Origin of the sequence: Streptomyces sp. PR69 (assembly GCF_026420845.1) — a bacterium.
Lineage (GTDB): Bacteria > Actinomycetota > Actinomycetes > Streptomycetales > Streptomycetaceae > Streptomyces.
In genome coordinates this window covers 22346-42076 of record NZ_JAOWCB010000006.1, presented here as the reverse complement: position 1 = coordinate 42076, position 19731 = coordinate 22346, and the positions used below count along the sequence as shown (strand labels likewise).

General features: G+C 72.8%; 16 protein-coding genes. 4 read left to right on the top strand and 12 right to left on the bottom strand.

Going from position 1 to position 19731, the window contains the following annotated elements:
• Positions 1-54 precede the first annotated feature (54 nt).
• The 10 genes from OF819_RS07590 to ykgO all read right to left on the bottom strand — a co-directional run bounded on the left by OF819_RS07590 (position 55) and on the right by ykgO (position 12113).
• A complete protein-coding gene (locus OF819_RS07590) occupies positions 55-903 on the bottom strand; it encodes a hypothetical protein (RefSeq protein ID WP_267242613.1) in 849 nt (282 codons plus the stop codon).
• Between the two features lie 104 nt (positions 904-1007).
• Entirely contained in the window at positions 1008-2786 is a 1779-nt protein-coding gene (locus tag OF819_RS07585) for an AMP-binding protein (RefSeq protein ID WP_267242612.1), read from the bottom strand.
• Entirely contained in the window at positions 2783-4741 is a 1959-nt protein-coding gene (locus tag OF819_RS07580) for an FAD/NAD(P)-binding protein (RefSeq protein ID WP_267242611.1), read from the bottom strand. Before OF819_RS07580 ends, OF819_RS07585 begins: the two co-directional genes overlap by 4 nt.
• Before the next feature lie 6 nt (positions 4742-4747).
• Positions 4748-6145, bottom strand: coding sequence for a methylaspartate mutase (locus OF819_RS07575; RefSeq protein ID WP_267242610.1), 1398 nt, complete (start codon positions 6143-6145; stop codon positions 4748-4750).
• The gene (locus tag OF819_RS07570; protein WP_267242609.1) at positions 6142-6675 is read right to left on the bottom strand and encodes a cobalamin B12-binding domain-containing protein; all 534 of its coding nucleotides are present in this window, start codon (positions 6673-6675) and stop codon (positions 6142-6144) included. Before OF819_RS07570 ends, OF819_RS07575 begins: the two co-directional genes overlap by 4 nt.
• An 88-nt stretch (positions 6676-6763) precedes the next feature.
• Complete coding sequence (locus OF819_RS07565) at positions 6764-7180, bottom strand: cupin domain-containing protein (protein ID WP_267242608.1); 417 nt, start codon at positions 7178-7180, stop codon at positions 6764-6766.
• Between the two features lie 1439 nt (positions 7181-8619).
• Complete coding sequence (locus OF819_RS07560) at positions 8620-9567, bottom strand: pyridoxamine 5'-phosphate oxidase family protein (RefSeq protein ID WP_267242607.1); 948 nt, start codon at positions 9565-9567, stop codon at positions 8620-8622.
• A 20-nt stretch (positions 9568-9587) separates the two neighbouring features.
• Positions 9588-10034: a VOC family protein gene (locus tag OF819_RS07555; RefSeq protein ID WP_416370488.1), complete on the bottom strand. Its 447-nt coding sequence runs from the start codon at positions 10032-10034 to the stop codon at positions 9588-9590.
• A gap of 218 nt (positions 10035-10252) precedes the next feature.
• Positions 10253-11734 (bottom strand): vanadium-dependent haloperoxidase, encoded by a 1482-nt coding sequence (locus OF819_RS07550; protein ID WP_267242605.1) that lies wholly within the window; start codon positions 11732-11734, stop codon positions 10253-10255.
• Positions 11735-11990: 256 nt separating this feature from the next.
• Positions 11991-12113: a type B 50S ribosomal protein L36 gene (gene ykgO, locus OF819_RS07545; protein WP_267242604.1), complete on the bottom strand. Its 123-nt coding sequence runs from the start codon at positions 12111-12113 to the stop codon at positions 11991-11993.
• A gap of 206 nt (positions 12114-12319) precedes the next feature.
• Here ykgO and OF819_RS07540 point away from each other — a divergent pair, with 206 nt between their 5' ends.
• From OF819_RS07540 to OF819_RS07525, 4 genes are all read left to right on the top strand, one after another.
• Positions 12320-13051 (top strand): carboxymuconolactone decarboxylase family protein, encoded by a 732-nt coding sequence (locus tag OF819_RS07540; protein ID WP_267242603.1) that lies wholly within the window; start codon positions 12320-12322, stop codon positions 13049-13051.
• A gap of 158 nt (positions 13052-13209) precedes the next feature.
• Positions 13210-13854 (top strand): pyridoxamine 5'-phosphate oxidase family protein, encoded by a 645-nt coding sequence (locus tag OF819_RS07535; RefSeq protein ID WP_267242602.1) that lies wholly within the window; start codon positions 13210-13212, stop codon positions 13852-13854.
• A gap of 10 nt (positions 13855-13864) precedes the next feature.
• Entirely contained in the window at positions 13865-14497 is a 633-nt protein-coding gene (locus OF819_RS07530; RefSeq protein WP_267242601.1) for a CGNR zinc finger domain-containing protein, read from the top strand.
• 381 nt (positions 14498-14878) lie between these two features.
• Positions 14879-15790 carry a LysR family transcriptional regulator gene (locus OF819_RS07525; RefSeq protein WP_267242600.1) on the top strand — a complete coding sequence of 304 codons (912 nt, stop codon included), beginning with the start codon at positions 14879-14881 and terminating at the stop codon, positions 15788-15790.
• 76 nt (positions 15791-15866) lie between these two features.
• Here the strand turns inward: OF819_RS07525 and OF819_RS07520 are convergent, their stop codons facing one another.
• Complete coding sequence (locus tag OF819_RS07520; RefSeq protein WP_267242599.1) at positions 15867-17405, bottom strand: L-lactate permease; 1539 nt, start codon at positions 17403-17405, stop codon at positions 15867-15869.
• Positions 17402-19729: an FAD/NAD(P)-binding protein gene (locus tag OF819_RS07515; protein ID WP_267242598.1), complete on the bottom strand. Its 2328-nt coding sequence runs from the start codon at positions 19727-19729 to the stop codon at positions 17402-17404. The genes OF819_RS07520 and OF819_RS07515 overlap by 4 nt, the downstream gene beginning before the upstream one ends.
• Positions 19730-19731: the final 2 nt, after the last annotated feature.

Below are 19731 nucleotides of genomic sequence, written 5' to 3'. Positions count from 1 at the left end.
CAGAGCCATGCATCCGCCTGCCCGGGCCTTTGAGCCCCCTGCGGGCCTTCGGCTTCAGACGCCCAGCGGGCCGTCCAGCGACGGGACCGGAACGACGTCCTCGGCCGGCGGCACGGTGACCTGGACCCTCTTGCCGAACTCGGTGAAGGTCAGGGTGGTGACTGAGTCGATGAGGTCCTTGACCCGCAGGGCGAGTTGCACCTGTACGGCGCGCCCCTGAGAGTCCACCCAGACGTGCGAGACCACGGGGATCCGGCCGCCGAAAGCGGTGCGCAGCTGCTCCGCTTTCTCCCGCGCGTCCGCTGTCATCCGCAGCGTGATCGCCTCGTCGCTCAGGAAGCCGAGGTAGTGGACGGTCGGGACGCCGTTGAGCTTCTCCTCGCCTACTCTGGCGAACTCCGTTCTGGTCATGACGGCCTGCCGGAGCACAAACGCGGGGTCGTTGGCGGGGGCGCGCAGCAGGCGGCGGGCTTCCAGCTGGTTCCGGTCGGTCATCTGCCAGCCCATCTGCTCGGCCCCGGCGGTGCCGCGCAGATACACCTTGCCGTCGGCGAAGACCTCTTCGAAACGGGCGACGGGCGGCAGGGCGACCGTGAGGTTTCCGCGGTCGCCCGCGAAGTCGAAGTCGCCGTCGGCCGTGATGGTGTGCGACGTGGTGCCGTCGCCGAGCTCCGTCTTCTGGGAGACCCGCGCGCTTGTCCGGCCGACGGCGTCGATGGCCGCCCGTACCGTCGCCGTGTGCTCGGGCGCGGGTGACGGCGCAGCCGACTGCGCGGACGGCTTCGCCGACGCTTCCACGGCTGCCCCGGCGCGCTCGGCGCCGCCGTCGGCGTCCTCGCCTCCGCATCCGGCGGTCAGCAGAAGGGCGCAGACGGCGGTCAGGGCATATGTGCGGCGGCGCATGGTGATGGGGCTCCGGAGGCGGTCGTCGGCGAGATCGGGGCCGCGTCCACCTTCCGAGTGGCGCGATGATCGCCGCTGACTCTATCCGGGGGCATCACCGCTGCTCAGAACGGGGGCCACACGCACCCGCCGCGCCGCTCCGGAGGGGCCTTCGCGCCCACCGGAGGCTCCGGCGTCAACTCCGTCACCGGGCCGCCCAGGGTCCCCGCCGCGCGGAGTGCGGCGCGGCGGGTTTTGCCCGATGCCGTCACCGGCAGGGTCTCGGCGAGTTCCAGGGACGCGATGTGCTTCTCGGCGGGGAGTTCGGCGGAGGCGTGGTCCAGGACGGCGCGGGCCGCCGCCGACGGGCGGTCTCGCCAGGCGGGGGTGAGGACGACGAAGGCCTTGGGGACCCACATGCCCACCGGGTGCGGCACGGGCGCCACCGCCGCCTGGGCGACGGCCGGGTGGCGGAGCAGGACGCGTTCCAGTTCGAGCGGGGAGATGCGGTAGTCGAAGGACTTGAACATGTCGTCGTCCCGGCCGGCATAGCGCAGGGTGGCGCCGTCGGCGTCGAGGTGGACCAGGTCGCCGGTGTGGTAGTAGCCGCCGGCGAAGGCGGACGCGGTCCTGCGGTCGTCGCCGAGATAGCCGGTCATCAGCCCCATGGGGCGGTTCGTGAGGTCGAGGCAGAGTTCCCCGGTGGCGCCGGGGGCGGTCGGGCGGCCGGTCCCGGGGTCGACGACGGTCACCGGGTAGCCGGGCAGCGGGCGGCCCATGGTGCCGGGTTCCGGGCGGCGGCCCGGGGTGTGGCCGAGCTGGCCGGTGGTCTCGGTCTGGCCGTAGCCGTCGCGTACGTATACGCCCCAGGCGTCGTGGACGCGCTCCAGCAGGCTGGTCTCCAGCGGCTCGCCCGCGCAGGCGGCCTCGCGCAGCCGGGGCGGCGGCGCGCCCAGGCCCTTTGCCAGCAGCCCGCGCCAGACGGTCGGCGGTGCGCAGAAGGTGGTGATGTCGCGGGTGCGCAGCACGCCGAGGATGTCCGCGGGGCCGGAGACGGAGGTGTCCAGGGCCACCACGGTCGCCTCCGCGTTCCACGGGACGAAGAACGAGCTCCAGGCGTGCTTGGCCCAGCCGGGCGCGGAGATGTTCAGATGGGCGTCGCCGGGCCGGACGCCGTTCCAGTACATGCCGGAGAGATGGCCGACGGGGTAGCTGGTGTGGGTGTGGAGCACCATCTTGGGCCGTGAGGTGGTGCCGGAGGTGAAGTAGATGAACAGGGGGTCGTCGGCGGAGGTCGGCGCGTCGGGTTCGAAGGGCTCTGCGGGGGCGGTGTACGAGTCCTCGTACGGCAGCCAGCCGGGCGCCGCCGGGCCGCCGCCGGTGGCGATCTTCGTCCAGTCGCCGGGCAGGCCGGTGAAGCGGCTGGTCAGGGAGGCCTCGGTGACGACATGGCGGACCTCGGCGCGGGCGAGGCGGTCGGCGAGGTCGTCGGGTGTGGCCGTCGCATAGGTGGGGACGATCACCGCTCCCAGCTTGATGGCGGCGAGCATGGTCTCCCACAGCGGCAGCCGGTTGTGCAGGGCGAGCAGCATGCGGTCGCCGCGCCGTACGCCGGTCTCGCGCAGCCAGTTGGCGAGTTGGCCGGAGCGGCGGGACAGCTCCGCGAAGGAGACCTCGGCGTCCGTCTGTGGACCGCCGTTCCGACCGCCGTCCGCGTCGCCGATGAGCCGCAGCGCGGTGTTCCAGTTGTCGCGGGCGATGACGTCGAACCAGTCCAGCGCCCAGTTGAAGTGGGTGAGTTCGGGCCAGCGGAACTCGGCGGCGGCCGCGTCCGGGTCGGTGCGGTGCTTCAGCAGGAGGTCGCGGGCGGCCCGGAAGGCGGCCGTGGCCTGGGGGTTGTTCATGCCGGGCTCCCGGCGGCAGCGGCGACGCGCCCGGCGCTTGGCGACGGAGCGCCAGGGCGGAGCATATCGGCGGCGATGGCGTCCGCGTCCTGCCGGAAGAGTGTGTTCAGGCCCGGCTTTCCGCTGCCCACCTGGGTGAACCAGCGGGTGTGCTCGGTCGGTATGCCCAGCGCGTACAGATCGCGGCGGATGGTTCCCCGGGCGTCGACCACATGGAACGGGGCGCGGGTCACATCGAGGCCCCCGGTGGGGTCGGCGACGCCGGTCCCCGGGTCCGTACGCACATACTCGGCGACCAGCCCGTCCGCGAGCAGCGACCGGGTCAGCGGCGAGGTGTCGCGGCGCAGGTCCGGGGTCGGGATGCGCGCGTCGACGAGGGCGGTGGCGGTGCGGGCGGAGCCCGCGACCTGCGGCGAGGAGACGGTGAAGCGGCCGGCCGCCTCGTCGGCGTCGAAGTCGGCGGCGGGCCCGGCGACTTCCACGACCCCCGCCTCGATCAGGGCGACGAGCTGTTCCACCCGCTCGGCGGGCGGCCCGGCCGACAGCAGCGAGTTGACGGGCAGGAAGCCGCCGCTGAAGTCGTCGGCGTGCGAGTCGGGCCGCAGGCCGCCGTAGTCCACGGCCTCCCGGACGACGTTGCGGATGTCGCGCAGCACATCCAGAGCGGCCTTGAGCGGTCCGTCCGCATTGCCGCGGGCGGCCTCCGCGAGATCGGCGCGCATCAGGTCCAGCAGCCGGGCGCGAAAGGCGTCGGGGCTCTCGAACCAGGCTCCCTGGAAGGGGCGGGCGAGCGCCCGCAGATCCAGCGGCGGCAGCGGATCCGCGGCGGCCCCGGTGCGTTCGTCCGTAGTGCGTTCGTGCGTGGTGCGTTTGTCCGTGGTGCGTTCGTGCGTGGTGCGGTAGACGTGCTCGACCTCCCGCATCAGCAGCGGCAGCACATCCTCGGCGAAGTCGAGCCGGTGGTCGCCGGTGGCGAGGAAGCGGCGCTCGCGGGCCTCGGCCACGGCCTGTCCGGTCAGGAACAGCGGCCGGTGGGTGTGGTCGGGGCGCTTCTGGTTGCGGCCGCGCGCCGGGATGGGCAGCCCGCTGCGCGAGCCGGTGACGATCTTCGGCTCCAGTCCGCTGGGCACATACCGCAGCGCCCCGCCGCCGCCCTCGTGCCCGTCGCCGTTCCCGACGCCGTCGCGGACGAAGCCGCCGCCGCGGCCCACGGTGAGGCTGAGCATCACATCGTAGAAGGACAGTCCGAGGCCGCGTATGCCGACGGTGCTGCCGGGCGGAATGGTGTCCTTGTCCAGCGGCATGTCGGCGGCGGAGTCCCCGCACAGATAGTGCAGCCCGGGGTGACGCCCGGCGAAGTCGAGCATCCGGCGCTCAAAGGCGTCGGGCGCGAGGCGCGGATGGCCGGTGGCGATGAGGACCTTGTCGGCCTCCAGCACACGCGGGGAGCGGTCCAGCGTGAGCCGGTAGCCGCCGCCGGGGCGCGGCGCCAGCGCGGTGACGCGGGCCGGGACCTCCGTCAACTCCACGCTATCCGGCAGGTGTTCGACGATGGACGCGTACACGGAGCGCAGGTACTGCCCGTACCGGCGGCGTGAGGCGTAGTCGTCGGGGCCCCGCTCCGGCTCACCGTGCCGCTCGGCCCGCTCCTTGATCCACTCGCCGAGGGAGGGGCCCGCGCCGGGGCGCGCCGGTCCGCCGTCGGGGCCGCCGGAGTACATGGTGACCTGGCCGACGACGGTGTTCATGGTGAACCAGTCGTCCTGGTCCGTACGCCAGATCCGGCCCGCGCCCACCTCCACCGCGTCGACGGCGTAGATCCGCACCGCCCGGTCGCCCAGCTCGCCGTCGGCGAGACGCGCGGCGAGCCGCTCCAGGACGGAGATGCCGCGCGGTCCCGTGCCGATGACGGCCAGGGTGAGGGGGGTCGTTGGTTCTGTGGCTGATTCCTTCACGGGGTGTCAGTCCTTCGCGAGTGCGGGAGCGGAAGCGAGTGCGGGGGAGGGATCCGGTACGGGGGAGGGAGCGGGGGCGGCGGACGGTTCGAGGGCCGTCTGGTCGAAGTGCCGCTGCACATGGCCGAGCATCCCGAGGAAGTCGTCGGCGCGCAGCCGGCGCGGGCCCGCGGCCGGGGCCGCCGTGACCGGCATCGATCCGGCGGTCAGCCACCGCAGCGCGCCGCGCTCGTCGATGAAGGCGCGGGTGCGCTGCGCGTTGTCGGCGTGCAGGCAGTACGGGACGTCCAGATAGCCCTTGGCGAAGGCCTTGAGCAGCGCCCGGCCGACGTCCGCGTCCAGTTCGAGCACCGCCTCGACGAGCGTGCGGGCCTCGGCGTAGACGGGGTTCTCGGCGATGCTCGCGCCCGCCCCGCCGCTGCTGAGCAGGGGCCGGTCGCCGAAGACGGTGAGGTTCTCGGAGGCGCGGGCGGCCACTTCGAGTGCCTGGATGTTGTCGGCGACGGTGGGGATGCGGTGGGCCTCCGCCGCCGTCTTGACGATCATCCGCTCGACGCCGGTGGAGGCGGCGAGCACCGCGCTGGTGCGCAGCAGGGCCAGCGCGCCGGGCTCCGTACGGGGGAAGACGCCCATGTATGTGTAGAGCACGACATGCCACTGGGTGTCGCCGAGGTGCTCCCCGGCGAGGTGGCGCAGCGCCGCGATGGCGTCCACGTCCTGGGCGAAGCTGGTCTGCTGGGCGTAGCTGAGGGAGATGCTGCGCAGCCCGTGCTGCCTGAAGAAGATCCCTTCGAGGAGGGAGATCGCGACGAGCAGGCTGGGCGGGCAGAGCTGTCCCAGCATGCAGCCGCCGAAGCTCTCCAGGTGTGCGCCGTCGACCCGTTCGGCGAGGAGTTCGCAGCTGCGGGCCCAGGCGTCGACGGCTTCGGCGAGGGGGGTCCTGCTGTACGGCAGGCAGTACGACACGGGGCCGCCCTCGGTGGCGTCGAGCCCGGCGTCGAGCAGGGCCTGCACGATGCCGAGCGGCAGCGGGGAGCCGTGCCGCACCTGGACGGCGAAGTCGCCGTCCGCGACGCCCGCGAGCATGGCGCGGGTGACGCCCGCGCCATGCGCCACGATCGGGAAGCCGTTGAGGTCGCTGCCGTCGCGCAGCGCCTTGCGGGCGGAGTCGTGGTCGCCGACGCGGGTGTAGCTGTCGAGGGTGATGGTGCCGACGGCGGTGGCATCGGCGGCGCGTACGGCGTGCAGCCCCCGCTGCATCTCCGCGACCGTCGGCATGCCCATCCGGGGCTGCACGACCAGCCGCCCGGCCGCCGCGGCGGCCGCCACGGCGGCCCCGAAGGGCGCGGTGGCGGGCTGCCGTTCGGCGTCGCGCCGCCCGGTGCGGGGGACGAGGGCGCTCATGCCGCGCCCCCGGCCGTGAGGGCCGCGGGGGTGCGGGCTTCGAGGAACTCGCGGAAGGGGGCGATGCCCGCGGAGTCCTCGAAGACCGCGTCGAAGCCCGCCGCCATCAGCTCCGGTCCGTGGGCGGCGTTCTCCGCGCCCCGGGTGCCCAGCTTGCCCCCGATCACCACCGGCAGGCCGGCGAGGTCGGGCTCGGCGCGCAGCCGCCCGATGAGCCGCCGCCCGTCGAGGTGGCCATGGCCGTTGACGCTGCTGATGACGACCATGTCGGGGCTGGTGCGGCGGCACTCGGCGATCAGCAGGTCGTCCGGGACGCACGCCCCGACGTTGATGACCTCGTTGCCGAGCTCCTCCAGCAGCAGCTGCAGGAACACCAGATTCCAGGTGTGGGAGTCGGAGGAGACGCTGGAGACCAGGACGCGCTGGCCGGTGGCGCGCCCGGCGTGGGGCCCGGCGTGGGGCCGGGAGGGGGGCCGGGCGGTGGCCCGTGCGGCGGGCCGGGCGTCCTGCGATGGGGCGGGCGAAGACATGGACCTCTCTTTTCGAAATCTTGCGAAGTCTTGCGAGGGGCCGGGGGGGGGCCGGAGCCGGAGCCGGACCGTGGCGGCCGGCGCGGGGTCAGCGCGCGGCGGCGGCGCCGACCGGGCGTATCGGCTGCCGCGGCACACGGGCCGAGGCCGGTTTCGTACGGATCGCCAGTACGGTGCAGCCGGTGGCGCTGGACATCTGGTGCCGTGTGCCGGGCCCTTCGACGACCAGGTCGCCCTTGACGTAGGAGGCGCCGTCGCTGTGGTCGAGCTGCCCGTCCAGGACGAGCATCAGCTCATAGCCGAGGTGCTCGTGGAAGTCGCCGTGCGCGGTGGGCGGGAAGCGCAGCAGCAGTCCCGCGGAGTCCTCCCCCTGCGCCTCGTCCGGCGCCCACAGCACATGGTGCTCGACGCCGACGCGGCCGGGCTCGGACCAGGCGGTCCATTCGATGTCGGTGAGCTCGAAGCCGCTGCGGAAGACATTCTTGATGTACTCGATTTCAGACATGGGTGTTCCCTGTCCCCTTTTCCGGGTTTTCGGGTTTCCGGGTCGCTGCGGGTGCTGGTGTCACTGATTCGTTCGGCGAATGCGTGCCGAAACGCGCGCGGTTTCCGGGGCGTTGACGCGGGGCCGGTTTTCCGGGCAGAAACCAATCTAGTGACGCGGACTTCGTCAGAACCGCGGTCTCTCCGATGGGGGGCCAGCGGCGAATCCGATGGACTTGACGAAGTCGCGCGGCGGGACCTTTTCCCCTGCCCCTCCCCTTCCCGAAACTGAGGGCCCCGCCCCCAGACCCCCTCCGGGGGAGGTGCTGCCGGGCTGCCGCCCCCCGTCCCAGGGGGGGGCGGCAGCTTCGCGCCGCCGCGCCCCCCGCTGTACGGCGGGAAGGCCGTGTCCTCACCCCCAGACTTCGTCCGGGAGACACCCCCAACGGGCTGGATTTTCCTTCCCGTTGCCCGGGTGGCGTCTCACCGAGTGGCGTAGCCATCCGGACCGCGCCGTACCGAGATGACCTGCGATCGGCCGGCCCGGCCGAAGCTTCGCGCCGCCGCGCGAGTCGGTCAGGGTGGCGGAGGTCGCCGACGGGCGAACCTGCCGCCACCAACGACGCCGCCAAGGCTGATCGGCTACACCACGCGGCGGGGCGCCGCCCCCGCTGTACGGTTTTCGCTACGGCTGGGAGGCGCCCCCAGGGGCTTGATTCACGGGGCTTCGCCCTGGGCCCCGGTACGGCCTTCGGCCGTGTCCTCAAGCTCCCCCGGCTACCTCCCCCCATACTCTGTCCGGGGACCCTCACGGAGGTGCCCCAACAGGGCTTGATTCGGCTGCGCCAAATTCTGGCCTCGCCGACGCGGCGTATTCCAGCCCCGTCGGCGTTTGAGGTGAGGGCCCGGAGACCCAGCCCCGCATCGGCACGCGAGGCGCGCGGCCCGCACATTCCAGCCTCGCCGCCGTTTGAGGCGCGGGGGCCAGAAGCCCTGCCCCGCCCGGCACGTGAGGCGCGGGCCCGCACATTCCAGCCTCGCTGGCGTTTGAGGCGCAGGGGCCGGAGACCCTGCCTCGCCGGGCACTTGAAGGGGCAGGGGCCGCGCATTTCAGCCTCGCCGGCGTTTGAGGCGCGGGGGGCCGGAAATCCAGCCTCGCCGCCGTTTGAGGCGCGGGGTCGCACATTCCAGCCTCGCCGGCGTTTGAGGCGCATGGGGCTGCACGTGCAAGCTTCGTCGGCGTTTGAGGCGCGGGGGCCGGAGACCCTGCCCCGCCGGGCACTTGAGGTGCGGGGGCAGCGTATTTCAGCCTCGCCGGCGTTTGAGGCGCAAGGGGCTGCACAATCCAGCCCCGTGGGGGTACCCCCGGACGGAGTCTGGGGGAGTTTGAGGCGCAGGGGTTCGGGGGCGGAGCCCCCGGGAGGGGCCCGGGCGCTCGGCCCGGCCGGGGGAGGGGAGGCGTCAGTCGCCGGCGGGCGCCACCGGCGGGTTGTGGCGCGAGTAGTCCGGCCGGGTCCAGCCCAGCGGCACCGCGTGCGCGATCTCGCGCACCTCGCCGACGAGGAAGTCGACGAGCCGCTCCGCACCGGGGACCCGCGCCGCCTCCCCCGCGGCCCACCCGGTGCGCGCGACGCCGGTCAGATGGAGCAGCGAGCCATTCCTCCAGTCGGGGAAGAGCAGGCCGGCGGCCGGGTTGAGCGCGAGATTGCCCAGGGTGAGGAACATGGCGTTGCCCGCATAGTCCGGCCAGCGCAGATGCGTGGGGGAGAGCACCTGGACGAAGCCGGGGTTGCCGCCCCGGTGTGAGGCGTCCGCGTCGCCGTCCGGTGTGGCGGTGGCGATGAAGAAGGTGTCGGCCGTGCTGATGGCCAGCTGCTGGCCGGGGGTGAGCGCGGGCCCTCCCCGGACGGACGCAGGCAGCCGCTCCTCGGGCGGGAGGAGACGGAAGTCGCGTCTCTGGATGTACTTGGGGCAGTTGGAGATGACCTGGTGGACATCGATCCGGAGCCCGCGGCGGGTTGGGTGCGCCAGGCCGTTGACCCGCATCCGGCGGCGGGTCGCCGGCGACACGGCGATCATCCCCACCTTGGCGGGTCGGCCGAGGGCGTGGGCGAGCGGATCGTGTGCGGACGGTGTGGCGTCCACGGTCACGGTCAGCGGGTTGGGTGCGCGGATGAAGCCCGGCTCGCCCGCCAGGAGGGTGGCCCAGATCCGGCCCGCGCCGCCTGGCCCGTCCGCGCCGCCTGGCTCGCCCGGCCCCTCCGCCCCGCCGAGCACGATCATCGGCTGTTCGGCGAGAAAGGCCGCGGCGACCTCCGGGATGGCCTCCCGGATGACGGCCTGGGCGCGTTCCGCATGCTCCCGTACGCCCGCGCGGGTCTGTACGGCGATCTCTCCACGGTGGTACACGACCGGCTCCGGCCCGCCTTCTAGAAGAACCCGCAGGTGGGCCCGGACGGGGTGGGGGCGGGGGCGATGTCCGCTCCGGAGGAGGCGTAGATCTCCAGCCGGGTGCCGTCCGGGTCGGTGAAGAAGATCCCGCCGGACGCGGCCCCCTCGCCATGCGGGACGACGCCGTCGTAGGCGAACTCGGCGTCCAGCTCACGCAGCACCTGTTCCGCGGCCTTCACCTCCTCGATCGAGTCGACCTGGAAGGCCAGATGGTGCAGACCCGCGCGGGAGGCGGCAAAGCCGTCCGCGGCCTGCTGCCACAGGGTCAGCAGCAGCTCCCCGTCATGGGTGAGGAAGGCGTGCCGGCGTCCCTCGTGTTCGCCCTCGCCCGCGACGTCGAGTCCGAGGGCCTTGGTGTAGAAGGCGATGGAGCGGTCGAGGTCGGTGACATTGAGGCCGACATGGCCCGTTCGCAGTGTCTTCATGGTCAACACGCTTCTCTCTGGCTTCTGCCGGCTCTCAAGGCGTTGGCGTCCACGGTGCGGGTCGAGCCGTGGAGGCGGCAACGCGCCGCCGGGGACTGTGTCAGGTGCTGTCAGGCGCTGTCAGGTGGGACGCGACGGGCGTCCGGGCCCGCGAAGGGTGGCTGCGGGCCCGGACACATCGGCGTCAGGGGTGCTGCGCGGACGGGAAGGGCAGTGGGCTAGGGGGTGAAGGGGAAGTCGGGCCCGTACCCGTTGAAGTACCCCTGCGCCACCTTGAAGGCGTTCCGCGCCAGGTCGATGCCCAGCTGGCGGCCGCCCTTCATGTCGTACTCCCAGTGGACGCCGCCGTAGAGGCGGGAGATGCCGTCCTGGTCGGCGTACTCGCTGAAGGTGTTCCACTTCAGCGTGACGTCCTTGGCCGGGGTGACGCCGGGCTCGATCTTGGAGGAACCCGCCTTGACGGTGGCCGAGTCGCCGAACCTGTCGCTGCCGGTCCACAGCTTCAGATACTCGGCCGCGGTCGACCCCCAGGTGGAGTGGCCGGAGATATAAGCGGGGAAGGCGGGGGTGGAGATATACGGCGTCCAGTCCTTGCCGTCGATGACCTGTGTGCCCTTGCCCGGGCCGCCCCAGGCCTTGATCTGCTGGCCGGCGTGGTCGTAGCGGATCGTGGAGATCGGCCGGGCGTAGTCGTAGTGCTTCTTGGTGTGCCGGACGGCTATGCCCGCGTCGCCCATGCCCAGGTTGAGGCCGAAGAACATCTTCACGTCCTCGTCGAGGGAGTGGCCGTCACGCTGGGAGACGAACTGCGCGGCCTGGTTCTGGTGGCCGGTCGGGGACTCCTTGGCCTCGATCCAGAACTCGGCGATGGCCTTGCGCTCGTCGGTGAGATTCGCGCTGTAGTCCAGCAGCTGGGCGGCGGACTTCTTCTGCGCGTCGGAGCCGTACGCGGGCGGGGTGGGCGGCAGGAACTGGTCGGCGCTCTTCATCGCGAAGGGGATGACCTTCGGGAACTGCGAGCCGATGAACTTCTGGGTGACGCCGTCCTTGCGGATGGGCGCCCAGCGGCCCGGGTCCTTGATGGTGGACTTGTCGAAGTTGTCGTAGTCCACATAGCCGTTGTCGTAGACGTACGAATCCGGGTCCGGGTCGGAGTAGGCCGGGTCGCCGAGCTGGTTGGCCCCGTCGTTGTGGCGGAACTCCAGCACCGCGTCACATGCCTTGTGGGCGATGCCGGCCGGGGTGCGGCCGTTGACCTCGTCGTTGTCCGGGTCATAGCCCTGGGCGCGGAGCTTGGCGTCGAGGTCCGCCTTCTGGGCCGGGAAGAGGTCGACCAGCGCGCGGTGGGCCGCATAGCTGACGGTGGCTTTCTTGTTCACGTACGTCCCCTCCCACCAGGGGCGGCGCAGCTTGTCTCCGTACTGGGTGCCGACGGCGAACGGGTCATAGGCGGCCCAGGCGTCGTACGCGCAGGTGCTGACGATGGCGAAGTAACGGGCGCCGACCGGCGGGGCGGTGGCGCCGTTGGACGCGGCGATGACCGCGTCGACCGTGTGCTTGTTCCAGAGCAGCGCCGCGTTGTCCGTGTGCGTTTGCTCGGCGGCCTGCGCGGAGGGCGCGGCGGCCAGGAACGACCCGGCCATCAGCAGAGCGAGACCGGCGGACAGACGGCGTCTGCCGCGGGTGGCTGTCGAACTCATCAAGCGTCCTCTTTCGTAGCGGAGAAAACTCACGGCGGAAACGTCAGCTGGGCGAAAGGCGCGCTATCGCTTGCCGTGATGAAGACGTTAGTGAGCGGACAGTCCCACTGATTGGCTGAAATCCGGATGGCAGAAATCGGGCCGTCCGGTGCTCTGTTCATGTGTTGCGCCGATGCCGGCCCACAGGAATTCCGATACCGGTGGGCCAGCCGGTGTGCGCGTTGTAGCGTCGGTGCCGGTTGAAGTTGAAAAGGCGTCAGCCCTGTCTGGCCTTGCCGCGCGGGTCCTTCCGGTTGATGACATAGGTCTTGCCCCTGCGGCGCACGATCTGCGCTCCCGGCTTGTTCTTCAGCGAGCGCAGAGAGTTGCGGACCTTCATGACTCCCACTCCTTCGTCGGTCGGAGGGCAGCCGCGTCCGGCTGCGTGATCGGGACTCCCCAACCAGGGGAGCGCCCGGTTCATTCCGGGCCCGAAGCGCTTCGGGGCAGCCGGAAAAAAGTTTCGCGGAGCGGGAATGAGGGCCCAGACCTAACAGTTACACCCCATCGCAAGCGTTAGAACCTTCGAGAAGGGAGCGGCCCGCTGTGATCCGCCGCCTGTGGCACAACGCCCGCAACACCGACAAGTCCACTCCGCCGAACGGCACTTCGGCCGCTTCCGCGGCGACCGCCGCCACCACGTCCGCCTCGTCTGCCTCGTCTGCCTCGTCTGCCTCGTCCACCACGTACACCACGTACACCTCCACCATCACCTCTGCTCAGAAGGGCACTGACATGTCGCGTCTCCCCCTGGTTCAGCCCGAGTCCGCCACCGGCGCCGCCGCCGAGCTGCTCGCCGGAGTCCAGAAGGCCCTGGGCGTCACCCCCAACATGACCAAGGCGATGGCCAACAGCCCGTCCGTCCTCAAGGCGTACCTCGGCTTCTCCGGAGCCCTCGGCGAAGGCGTGCTCCCCGCGCCGGTGCGCGAGCGCATCGCCCTGCTCGTCGCACAGGAGAACGGCTGCGACTACTGCCTGTCGGCCCACACCTACCTGGCCGCGAACGTCGCCAAGCTGGACGACTCCGAGACCGCGGCCGCCCGCCGGGCCAAGTCCGCCGACCCCAAGGCGCAGGCCGCCCTCACGCTGGCCGACGCCGTGCTGCGCACCCGCGGCGGACTCGCCGACGCCGACGCGCAGAACGCGCGAGCCGCGGGGCTGACGGACGCGGAGATCGCCGAAGTCATCGCGAACGTCGCGCTCAACGTCTTCACCAACTTCATCAACAAGGGCGCGGGCACCGAGATCGACTGGCCGCTGGTCCGGCACGACAGCTGACCCGCGTCGCCGCTGACCGGCAGTCACCAGGCGCGTGTCCGTGCGGCGACGGCCGCACGGACACGCGCCTGGCCCGTTTGCCCCACGTCGTCCCCCGCGTCTTTCCCTGCGTTTTTCTCCGTGTCTTTCCGCATCTCACCCGCCGAGGAGCCCGGATCATGAGCGACCGTTACGCAGAGATCGCCTTCTCCCCGAAAGTGCAGGCCCATCAGCGGCTGCACGGAAGCCATCGCGCCTACCGGGGCCGCGTCGAAGGTCCCGCGGACGGCCCCGAACCCATCGGCCCCGACGAGCGGAGGTTCCTCGCCCAGCGGGACAGCTTCTATCTCGCCAGCGTCGGCGAGGCGGGCTGGCCGTACATCCAGCACCGCGGCGGACCCCGCGGCTTTCTGCGGGTGCTGGACGAACACACCCTGGGCTTCGCCGACTTCCGCGGCAACCGCCAGTACATCAGCCGCGGCAACCTCGACCACTCGGAGCGGGTCGCGCTCTTCCTGATGGACTACGCCCATCGCACCCGGCTGAAAATCTTCGGCGCCGCCCGCGCCGTGGAAGCCGCGGAAGACCCCGAACTGGTCGCCCGGCTCACCCCGGACGGCTACCCGGCCCGCGCCGAGCGGGCCCTGCTGATCCGGGTGGAGGGCTACGACTGGAACTGTCCCCAGCACATTCCGCAGCTCGTCCCCGCCGACGACGTACGCCACGCCATCCATGAGCTGCACGAGAAGATCGAACGCCTGGAGAAGGAGAACGCCGAGCTGGCTGAGCAGAGGGCCGCGGGCGCGGCGGGGGACGGTGGGTAGCATCGGCCGGATGAAGGTGTCCGACCTCGCCTCGGGCGGAGCGCCGCTCTTCGGTGAGCGGCCCGCGATCGAGCTGGCCAACACGGCGTACGCGGTGCGCGGGCGCGCGCGGGAGGGGCTGGCGGGTGTCGAGCAGCTCGCCGCGTGGCTGCGGGATATGCGGGCCCGGCTGGTGACGCCGCTGGCCGACGCGGACCTGCTGGGCGTCGGCGCGCAGGATCTCGCCGTCGCGCGTGCCCTGCGCGACGGCATCCGCGCGCTGGCCGCGGCGGCGGTACGGGGGGCGTCTGCGCCGCCAGAGGCGACCGCCGCGGTGAACGCCGCGCTTGCCGCCGTGCCGTCCTGGCGCGAACTGATCTGGGGGCCGTCCGGCACCGCCCCCGCGGCCCCCGCCGCCCGCGTCCACCGCGCCGCCCGGCCCGTGACGGCGGCGCTCGCGGAGCTGGCCGACGACGCGGTCACGCTCTTCACCGGGCCCGAACTGGCCCTGCTGCGGGCCTGCGAGGGGCCGGGCTGCCGCCTCTTCTACGTCAAGCACCACGCCCGCCGGGCGTGGTGCTCCCCGGGCTGCGGCAACCGCGCCCGCGCGTCCCGCCACTACGCCCGCACGCGCCTCGGCGCTTCCCCGCCCACCCGCCCTTGACCCTGGGGCACGGAGCCCCCGCACCCCTGCGCCTCAATCGCCGGCGGGGCTGAATGTGCGGGCCCTTGCGCCTCAATCGCCGGCGGGGCTGGGTTTTGGGCTCCTGCGCCTCGATCGTCGGCGGGGCTGAATGTGCGGGTCCCTGCGCCTCGATCGTCGGCGGGGCTGAATGTGCGGGCTCCTGCGCCTCGATCGTCGGCGGGGCTGAATGTGCGGGCTCCTGCGCCTCGATCGCCGGCGGGGCTGGGTTGTGAATCCCCTTGAGGCGCGGGGTCTCCGCCGCGCGCACATGGCCGAACCGCAGCTGACGAAGTAGTGGTTCATGTCGGCCGGATTCCACCGCCCCCCTGCATGATTTCCGGGAGATAACGGGGAGGAATCATGGATATCGCTCTCTACCAGCTGCGCACCTTCTGGGAAGTGGCCCGCGCGGAAAGCATCACCCAGGCCGGGCGGCGGCTCGGATACTCGCAGTCGACCGTCACGTCCCACATCAGGGCGCTGGAGTCCCAGGCGGGCGCGCCGCTGTTCCAGCGGCTGCCGCATGGGGTGCGGCTCACGCAGGCCGGGGAGACGTTCCACTGCTATGTGGCGCGGCTGTTCAGTCTCGTGGACGAGTTGTCGGACGCGCTCACGGCCCGCGGCGAGACGACGGGGCGGGTCTCGGTGGGGGTGGCCTCGCTGCTGGTGGACAAGGAGATGACCAGGCTGATCTGGGAGTGCCAGTACCGCTATCCCAAGGTCGAGCTGTCGCCGCTGACGATGCACTCCTCACGGATCGCCGAGGAGATCACGGCGGGCAAGCTCGATGTGGGCCTGGTGCTCGCCCGCCCCGGTTGTCCGGAGGACAACCCCGCGGATCTGCGGCACGAGGATCTGCACCCGCTCGATCTGGTGCCCGTGGCCAGCCCCGGCCTTGACGCGGTGCTCAAGACGCGCCGCGGGCTGGACGGGGTCCGGGTGCTGCAGATCGACTCGGGCTGTCCTTCGCATCAGTTCCTGCGCGACGAGATGGCCGCGGCCTATGGCGTCGGCCCGGAGTTCACCTCGGCGGGATCGGTCCGGGGAATCCTGGAGCTGATGCGCAACGGCCGCTTCGCGGCGATGCTCCCCGAGGACGCGGTGTCGACGGAGGTCGAACGGGGGGATGTGATCGTGCTGGACGAACTGCCGCGTCAGCACCGGGTCGTACGGCTGATGTGGAGCGAGCAGTCCTGGCTGCCTCCGGCCGTCGGCGCGGTCCTGGAGATCGCGCGGCGGTGGCGCGGCGCGGGGCTGACCGTCGCCGCCTAGGCGAGGACGGAAGGCGACGACGCGGCCCCGCACCTCGTTGGAGGTGCGGGGCCGCGTCGTCGGACGGCTTCGGCACTCACCGCCACAGCAGGGCGATCGCCCCCAGCGCGACGAACACCGCCGCGTACACGCCGAGCACGGTGCGCAGCACCCGGCTGGGATCCACGGTCGCCGCCGTAGCCGTAGCCGTAGCCGTAGCCGTAGCCGCGGGCGCCTGGACCAGCACCGTACCCGTACCGGCGCCCGTACCGGCGGACGCCTCCGACCCGCGGCCGGGCTCATCGCTCGGGCCGGGCGCGCTCTGGGCGAGCTGGGCCGCCAGCACCACGCGCGCGACGGCCGCCCCGGAGGCCAGCGCGGCGCTGACGTTCTGGACGGCGACCAGCTGGACCGCCGGATAGCCGAGGACCTGCGCCGTCGCGCCCTGGCTGGCCGCGAACATCGCATTGGCCCCGGTGTTGGAGCCGGCCAGGAAGCCGCCGGCCGCGCCGATCCACGGTGCGAGGACGAGATACGCCGGGCCGAGCCCGGCAGCCGCCTCCGCGATGGCGCGGCTCATCCCGGACGCGGTCAGCAGCGTGCCCAGCGCCAGGAAGACGACGGTCGTCATGGTCACCAGCCACCACCGGCCCAGCGTGTCCCGCACGGCGGCGCCCAGCACCGCGTCCCGCCCGCCGAGCAGCCGCGGGGTCAGCGCCACGGTCAGCAGCAGCCAGCCCGCGGGGCCCGCCAGGACCGCCCACCAGCCCTCCTCCACGCCCGCCGCGGCCAGCGCCGCCCGCCCGGCGAGGAGCCCGCCGACCAGGAAGGCGTACGGGGTCAGGGTGCGGGCGATCGGCTCCGCCGGCTGTCGCGGGCCGTCCTGGGCGCGGGAGACCAGCAGCAGCGCCGCGATCACCGCAAGACCGCCCAGCACACCGGCGAGCGGCACGCCGACGAAGGCGTTGACGGCCCATATGACGGTCCACAGCGTGCCCACGGCCAGCAGCCAGTCGCCCGCCAGGGACAGCGCGCCCCGCACCCCGTACGTCACGGCCAGCGCGGCCGCCGCGCAGATCGCGAAGACCGGCGCGGACAGCAGCGCCGAGTACACGCCCAGCTCCTGGAAGCCGACCCCGCCGAGCTGGGCGGCCACCAGACTGCCGGGGGCCAGCGACCCCCACGGCACGGTGACCAGGCCCAGCAGACCCACGACGGCCGCCTTCGCCGGGGACAGTCCGAGCTGCCGCAGCAGCGGGATCGCGACGATCACGCCGATGCCGAAGCCGGTGAGCGACTCGGCGAACGGCGTCACGCCGAGCAGCACCAGCAGCACCGCGCGCCCCGGCGTCCGGCACGCCCCGCCGATCCAGTCACCCAGCCGCCGCTGTGCGCCCGTACGGCTCATCAGCTCGCTCAGCAGGATGCCGCCGAAGAGGATCGCGGCCAGTTCCACGGCCGTGGGCAGCATATGCAGCCCGGAGTCGGCCAGTTCCCCGAGCGGCGTGCGGAAGGCCAGGGCGGTGAGCACGGCCGCCGAGGCGAGTGCGGCGAGGGCCGCGTACAGGGCCTTCACGCGCGCGGCGAGCAGGCCGAGGGTGACCAGGATGGGAAGTGTCGCGAGTGCCGCGTTCACCGGGCTGCCTCCGCTTCGGCCAGGGGACGGTCGTCGTGCTGGGCTGGTGGGCTGATGGCTGTCGGGCCCGTGGCTGTCTGGCTCATGGAGGGCATGACCGCGGCCCGCGTCGCCATGCGGGCGGCCGCGTCGAGCATCGCCGTGACGCAGCAGTGCGCGTCGAGGAGCGCGCGGTTCACCCCGCCCGGCGACGGCACATAGTGGTTGTAGAAGGTCGCGCCCTCGCACAGCGGCCCGAGAATCCAGATGCGTTCGTCTGCCGTGCCGTCGGCGGCGACCGGGTGCTGGCCCGGGGTGATGTCGACGCCCCGGCTGCTGGGCGCCTCAGGACGGTGCCGGCGGATGCGCCCGGCGGCGAGCATGCCCGCCAGCAGGGCGCTGCCGGTGCGCTCCACATCCGGCTGGCCGGAGGTCGCGTGCGCCAGCCAGTCGGCGCTCTCGCCGTACGGCTCCGCCAGCGCCGTGGACGTGATGCGCCAGACGCCCGCCTCCTCGTCCCAGTCTGCGCGCGGCCCCGGTCCGAAGGGCACGGCGACGACGCCGGCGTCCAGCAGTGCGAGCAGCTCCTCGTGGCGTTCGCGCTGCGGACCGGTCACCGACCGGTTGAGCACGGAGGTGAAGCGGCCGTAGAACTCCTCGTGGGACTTCTCGTCGAGGCCGCCGAAGTCCACCGCGTAACGGATCACTTCACGCTGGTCGCGCAGCACTTCGAGGGCGGACTTCAGCGGTGAGCCGGACAGCCCGAGGCGTGCCTCGATCAGGTCGTCGACGAGCCGCTCCCGGTACCACTCCTGGTAGGCGCCGCTGTCTGCCGTCACCGCGACCGCCGTCGTCCCCGCGATGTCCGGGAACAGCACGGCGTACGGGTCGAACACGCCGAAGCGGTCGGCGTGCTGGGCGTCCAGCTCGTCCAGCTCCCGGCCGAGGGAGCCGTCGGCGACGGCGGCGCGCAGCCGGGCCGTCGTACGGCGAGCCGCCTCGGGGCCGCCGCCCGCCAGCAGGGCGCAGCGGCGGTGGTAGGCGATGCGCATCTCGGCGCAGAGCAGCGGCAGGACGTCCCCGTACAGACTGAGCTGTCCGCTCGGCGCGGCCGAACGCAGCCGGTCCACGCCCGCCTGATGGAAGACCAGCGGCTCGAACGCGCCGCCGGGGCGGTGCAGCCGCGGCCGGGCGCGGAACGGCAGCCCGGTCCTGGAGAACAGCAGGATGCGGGGCTCGTCGCCGCTGGGGACATAGCGGCGCACTCCGCCGTCGGCGGTGTAGCGGCCGCCGCGGCCGACGGTGAGCGAGGCGACGGCGTCCATGCTGGACAGGCCGGTGCCGGCGAGTGCGACCGTCTGGCCCGGCGCGACGTCGGCGAACTTCCGCGCGGGCGGATAGATGTCGGCGATCCGCCGACGCCCGCCGACGCGGTGCGCCCGCTGACCGGGCGGGGTGTGACCGGTGAGGCCGTCCGCCCGTATGCCCGGCGCGGGCGGGGCCGCGGTCTCGCCCGGCCCGGTGGTCTCCGGCGGCCCCTCGTGCGGGGTGTGCCGGGTGCGGCCGTCTGTCCGGGTGCCCGGACCGGCCGCGGTGGCGGCCCGGGGCGCCGTCTCCAGGGGCCCCTCGTGCGGGGCGTGACCGCCGCGGCCGTCGTCGTGCGCGGCCGTGGCGGGCGAGGTCGCACGTGCGGGCGCGGCTGCCTCGTCGTGCGGGTCGCCGGGGTCCGGCGTTTCCCCGTGCGGTGTGTGGCCCGTGGTGAGGAAGACGAAGGGGCGGCGCAGCACCGTGCCGTCGTCCAGGGTGACGGCACGGGCTCCGCCGGGCGCGTCCGCGAGGGCGACGGCCGTGGCCCGGTGGAGCCGGATGTCCAGATGCGCGGGGGCGCGGCGCAGCGTTCGGCGCAGATACCAGGTGAGGTACTCGCCGAGGACGCGGCGCGGCAGATAGTCGTCGGGGCGGACCTCGCGGCCGGCCGGGCCGAGGGTGCGGCCGTCGTCGCCGAGCCGCAGTCCGCGGGCGCGGACCCACTCGTACAGATTCGGCCCGCGGTCGCCGACCGTGTCGCCGACGGTGGTCTCCTCCGGAAACGGCGACACCTGGCAGGCCACGGTGTTGAGCAGCAGATGGTCGGGCTGCTCGGGGTCGTGCAGGCCCGCTCCGTCCGCGCGCGGGTCGACGAGGTCGAGGGTGAAGGGCCGCTGCCGCCAGTGGGGGCGGGAGGTCAGGGTCACGATGCGTTCGAGGACGCCGAGGCCCCGTGAGCCCAGCCCGATGACGACCGCGCCGAGCAGCGGCGCGGAGGGGGCGGAGGCAGACGGCGTGGCGGAGGCGATGGCGGACATAC

Coding starts and splice junctions, on each gene's coding strand:
- OF819_RS07590 (WP_267242613.1), bottom strand. CDS start 903: ATGCGCCGCCGCACATATGCCCTGACCGCCGTCTGCGCCCTTCTGCTG.
- OF819_RS07585 (WP_267242612.1), bottom strand. CDS start 2,786: ATGAACAACCCCCAGGCCACGGCCGCCTTCCGGGCCGCCCGCGACCTC.
- OF819_RS07575 (WP_267242610.1), bottom strand. CDS start 6,145: ATGAGCGCCCTCGTCCCCCGCACCGGGCGGCGCGACGCCGAACGGCAG.
- OF819_RS07570 (WP_267242609.1), bottom strand. CDS start 6,675: ATGTCTTCGCCCGCCCCATCGCAGGACGCCCGGCCCGCCGCACGGGCC.
- OF819_RS07565 (WP_267242608.1), bottom strand. CDS start 7,180: ATGTCTGAAATCGAGTACATCAAGAATGTCTTCCGCAGCGGCTTCGAG.
- OF819_RS07555 (WP_416370488.1), bottom strand. CDS start 10,034: ATGAAGACACTGCGAACGGGCCATGTCGGCCTCAATGTCACCGACCTC.
- OF819_RS07550 (WP_267242605.1), bottom strand. CDS start 11,734: ATGAGTTCGACAGCCACCCGCGGCAGACGCCGTCTGTCCGCCGGTCTC.
- ykgO (WP_267242604.1), bottom strand. CDS start 12,113: ATGAAGGTCCGCAACTCTCTGCGCTCGCTGAAGAACAAGCCGGGAGCG.
- OF819_RS07535 (WP_267242602.1), top strand. CDS start 13,210: ATGAGCGACCGTTACGCAGAGATCGCCTTCTCCCCGAAAGTGCAGGCC.
- OF819_RS07530 (WP_267242601.1), top strand. CDS start 13,865: ATGAAGGTGTCCGACCTCGCCTCGGGCGGAGCGCCGCTCTTCGGTGAG.
- OF819_RS07525 (WP_267242600.1), top strand. CDS start 14,879: ATGGATATCGCTCTCTACCAGCTGCGCACCTTCTGGGAAGTGGCCCGC.
- OF819_RS07515 (WP_267242598.1), bottom strand. CDS start 19,729: ATGTCCGCCATCGCCTCCGCCACGCCGTCTGCCTCCGCCCCCTCCGCG.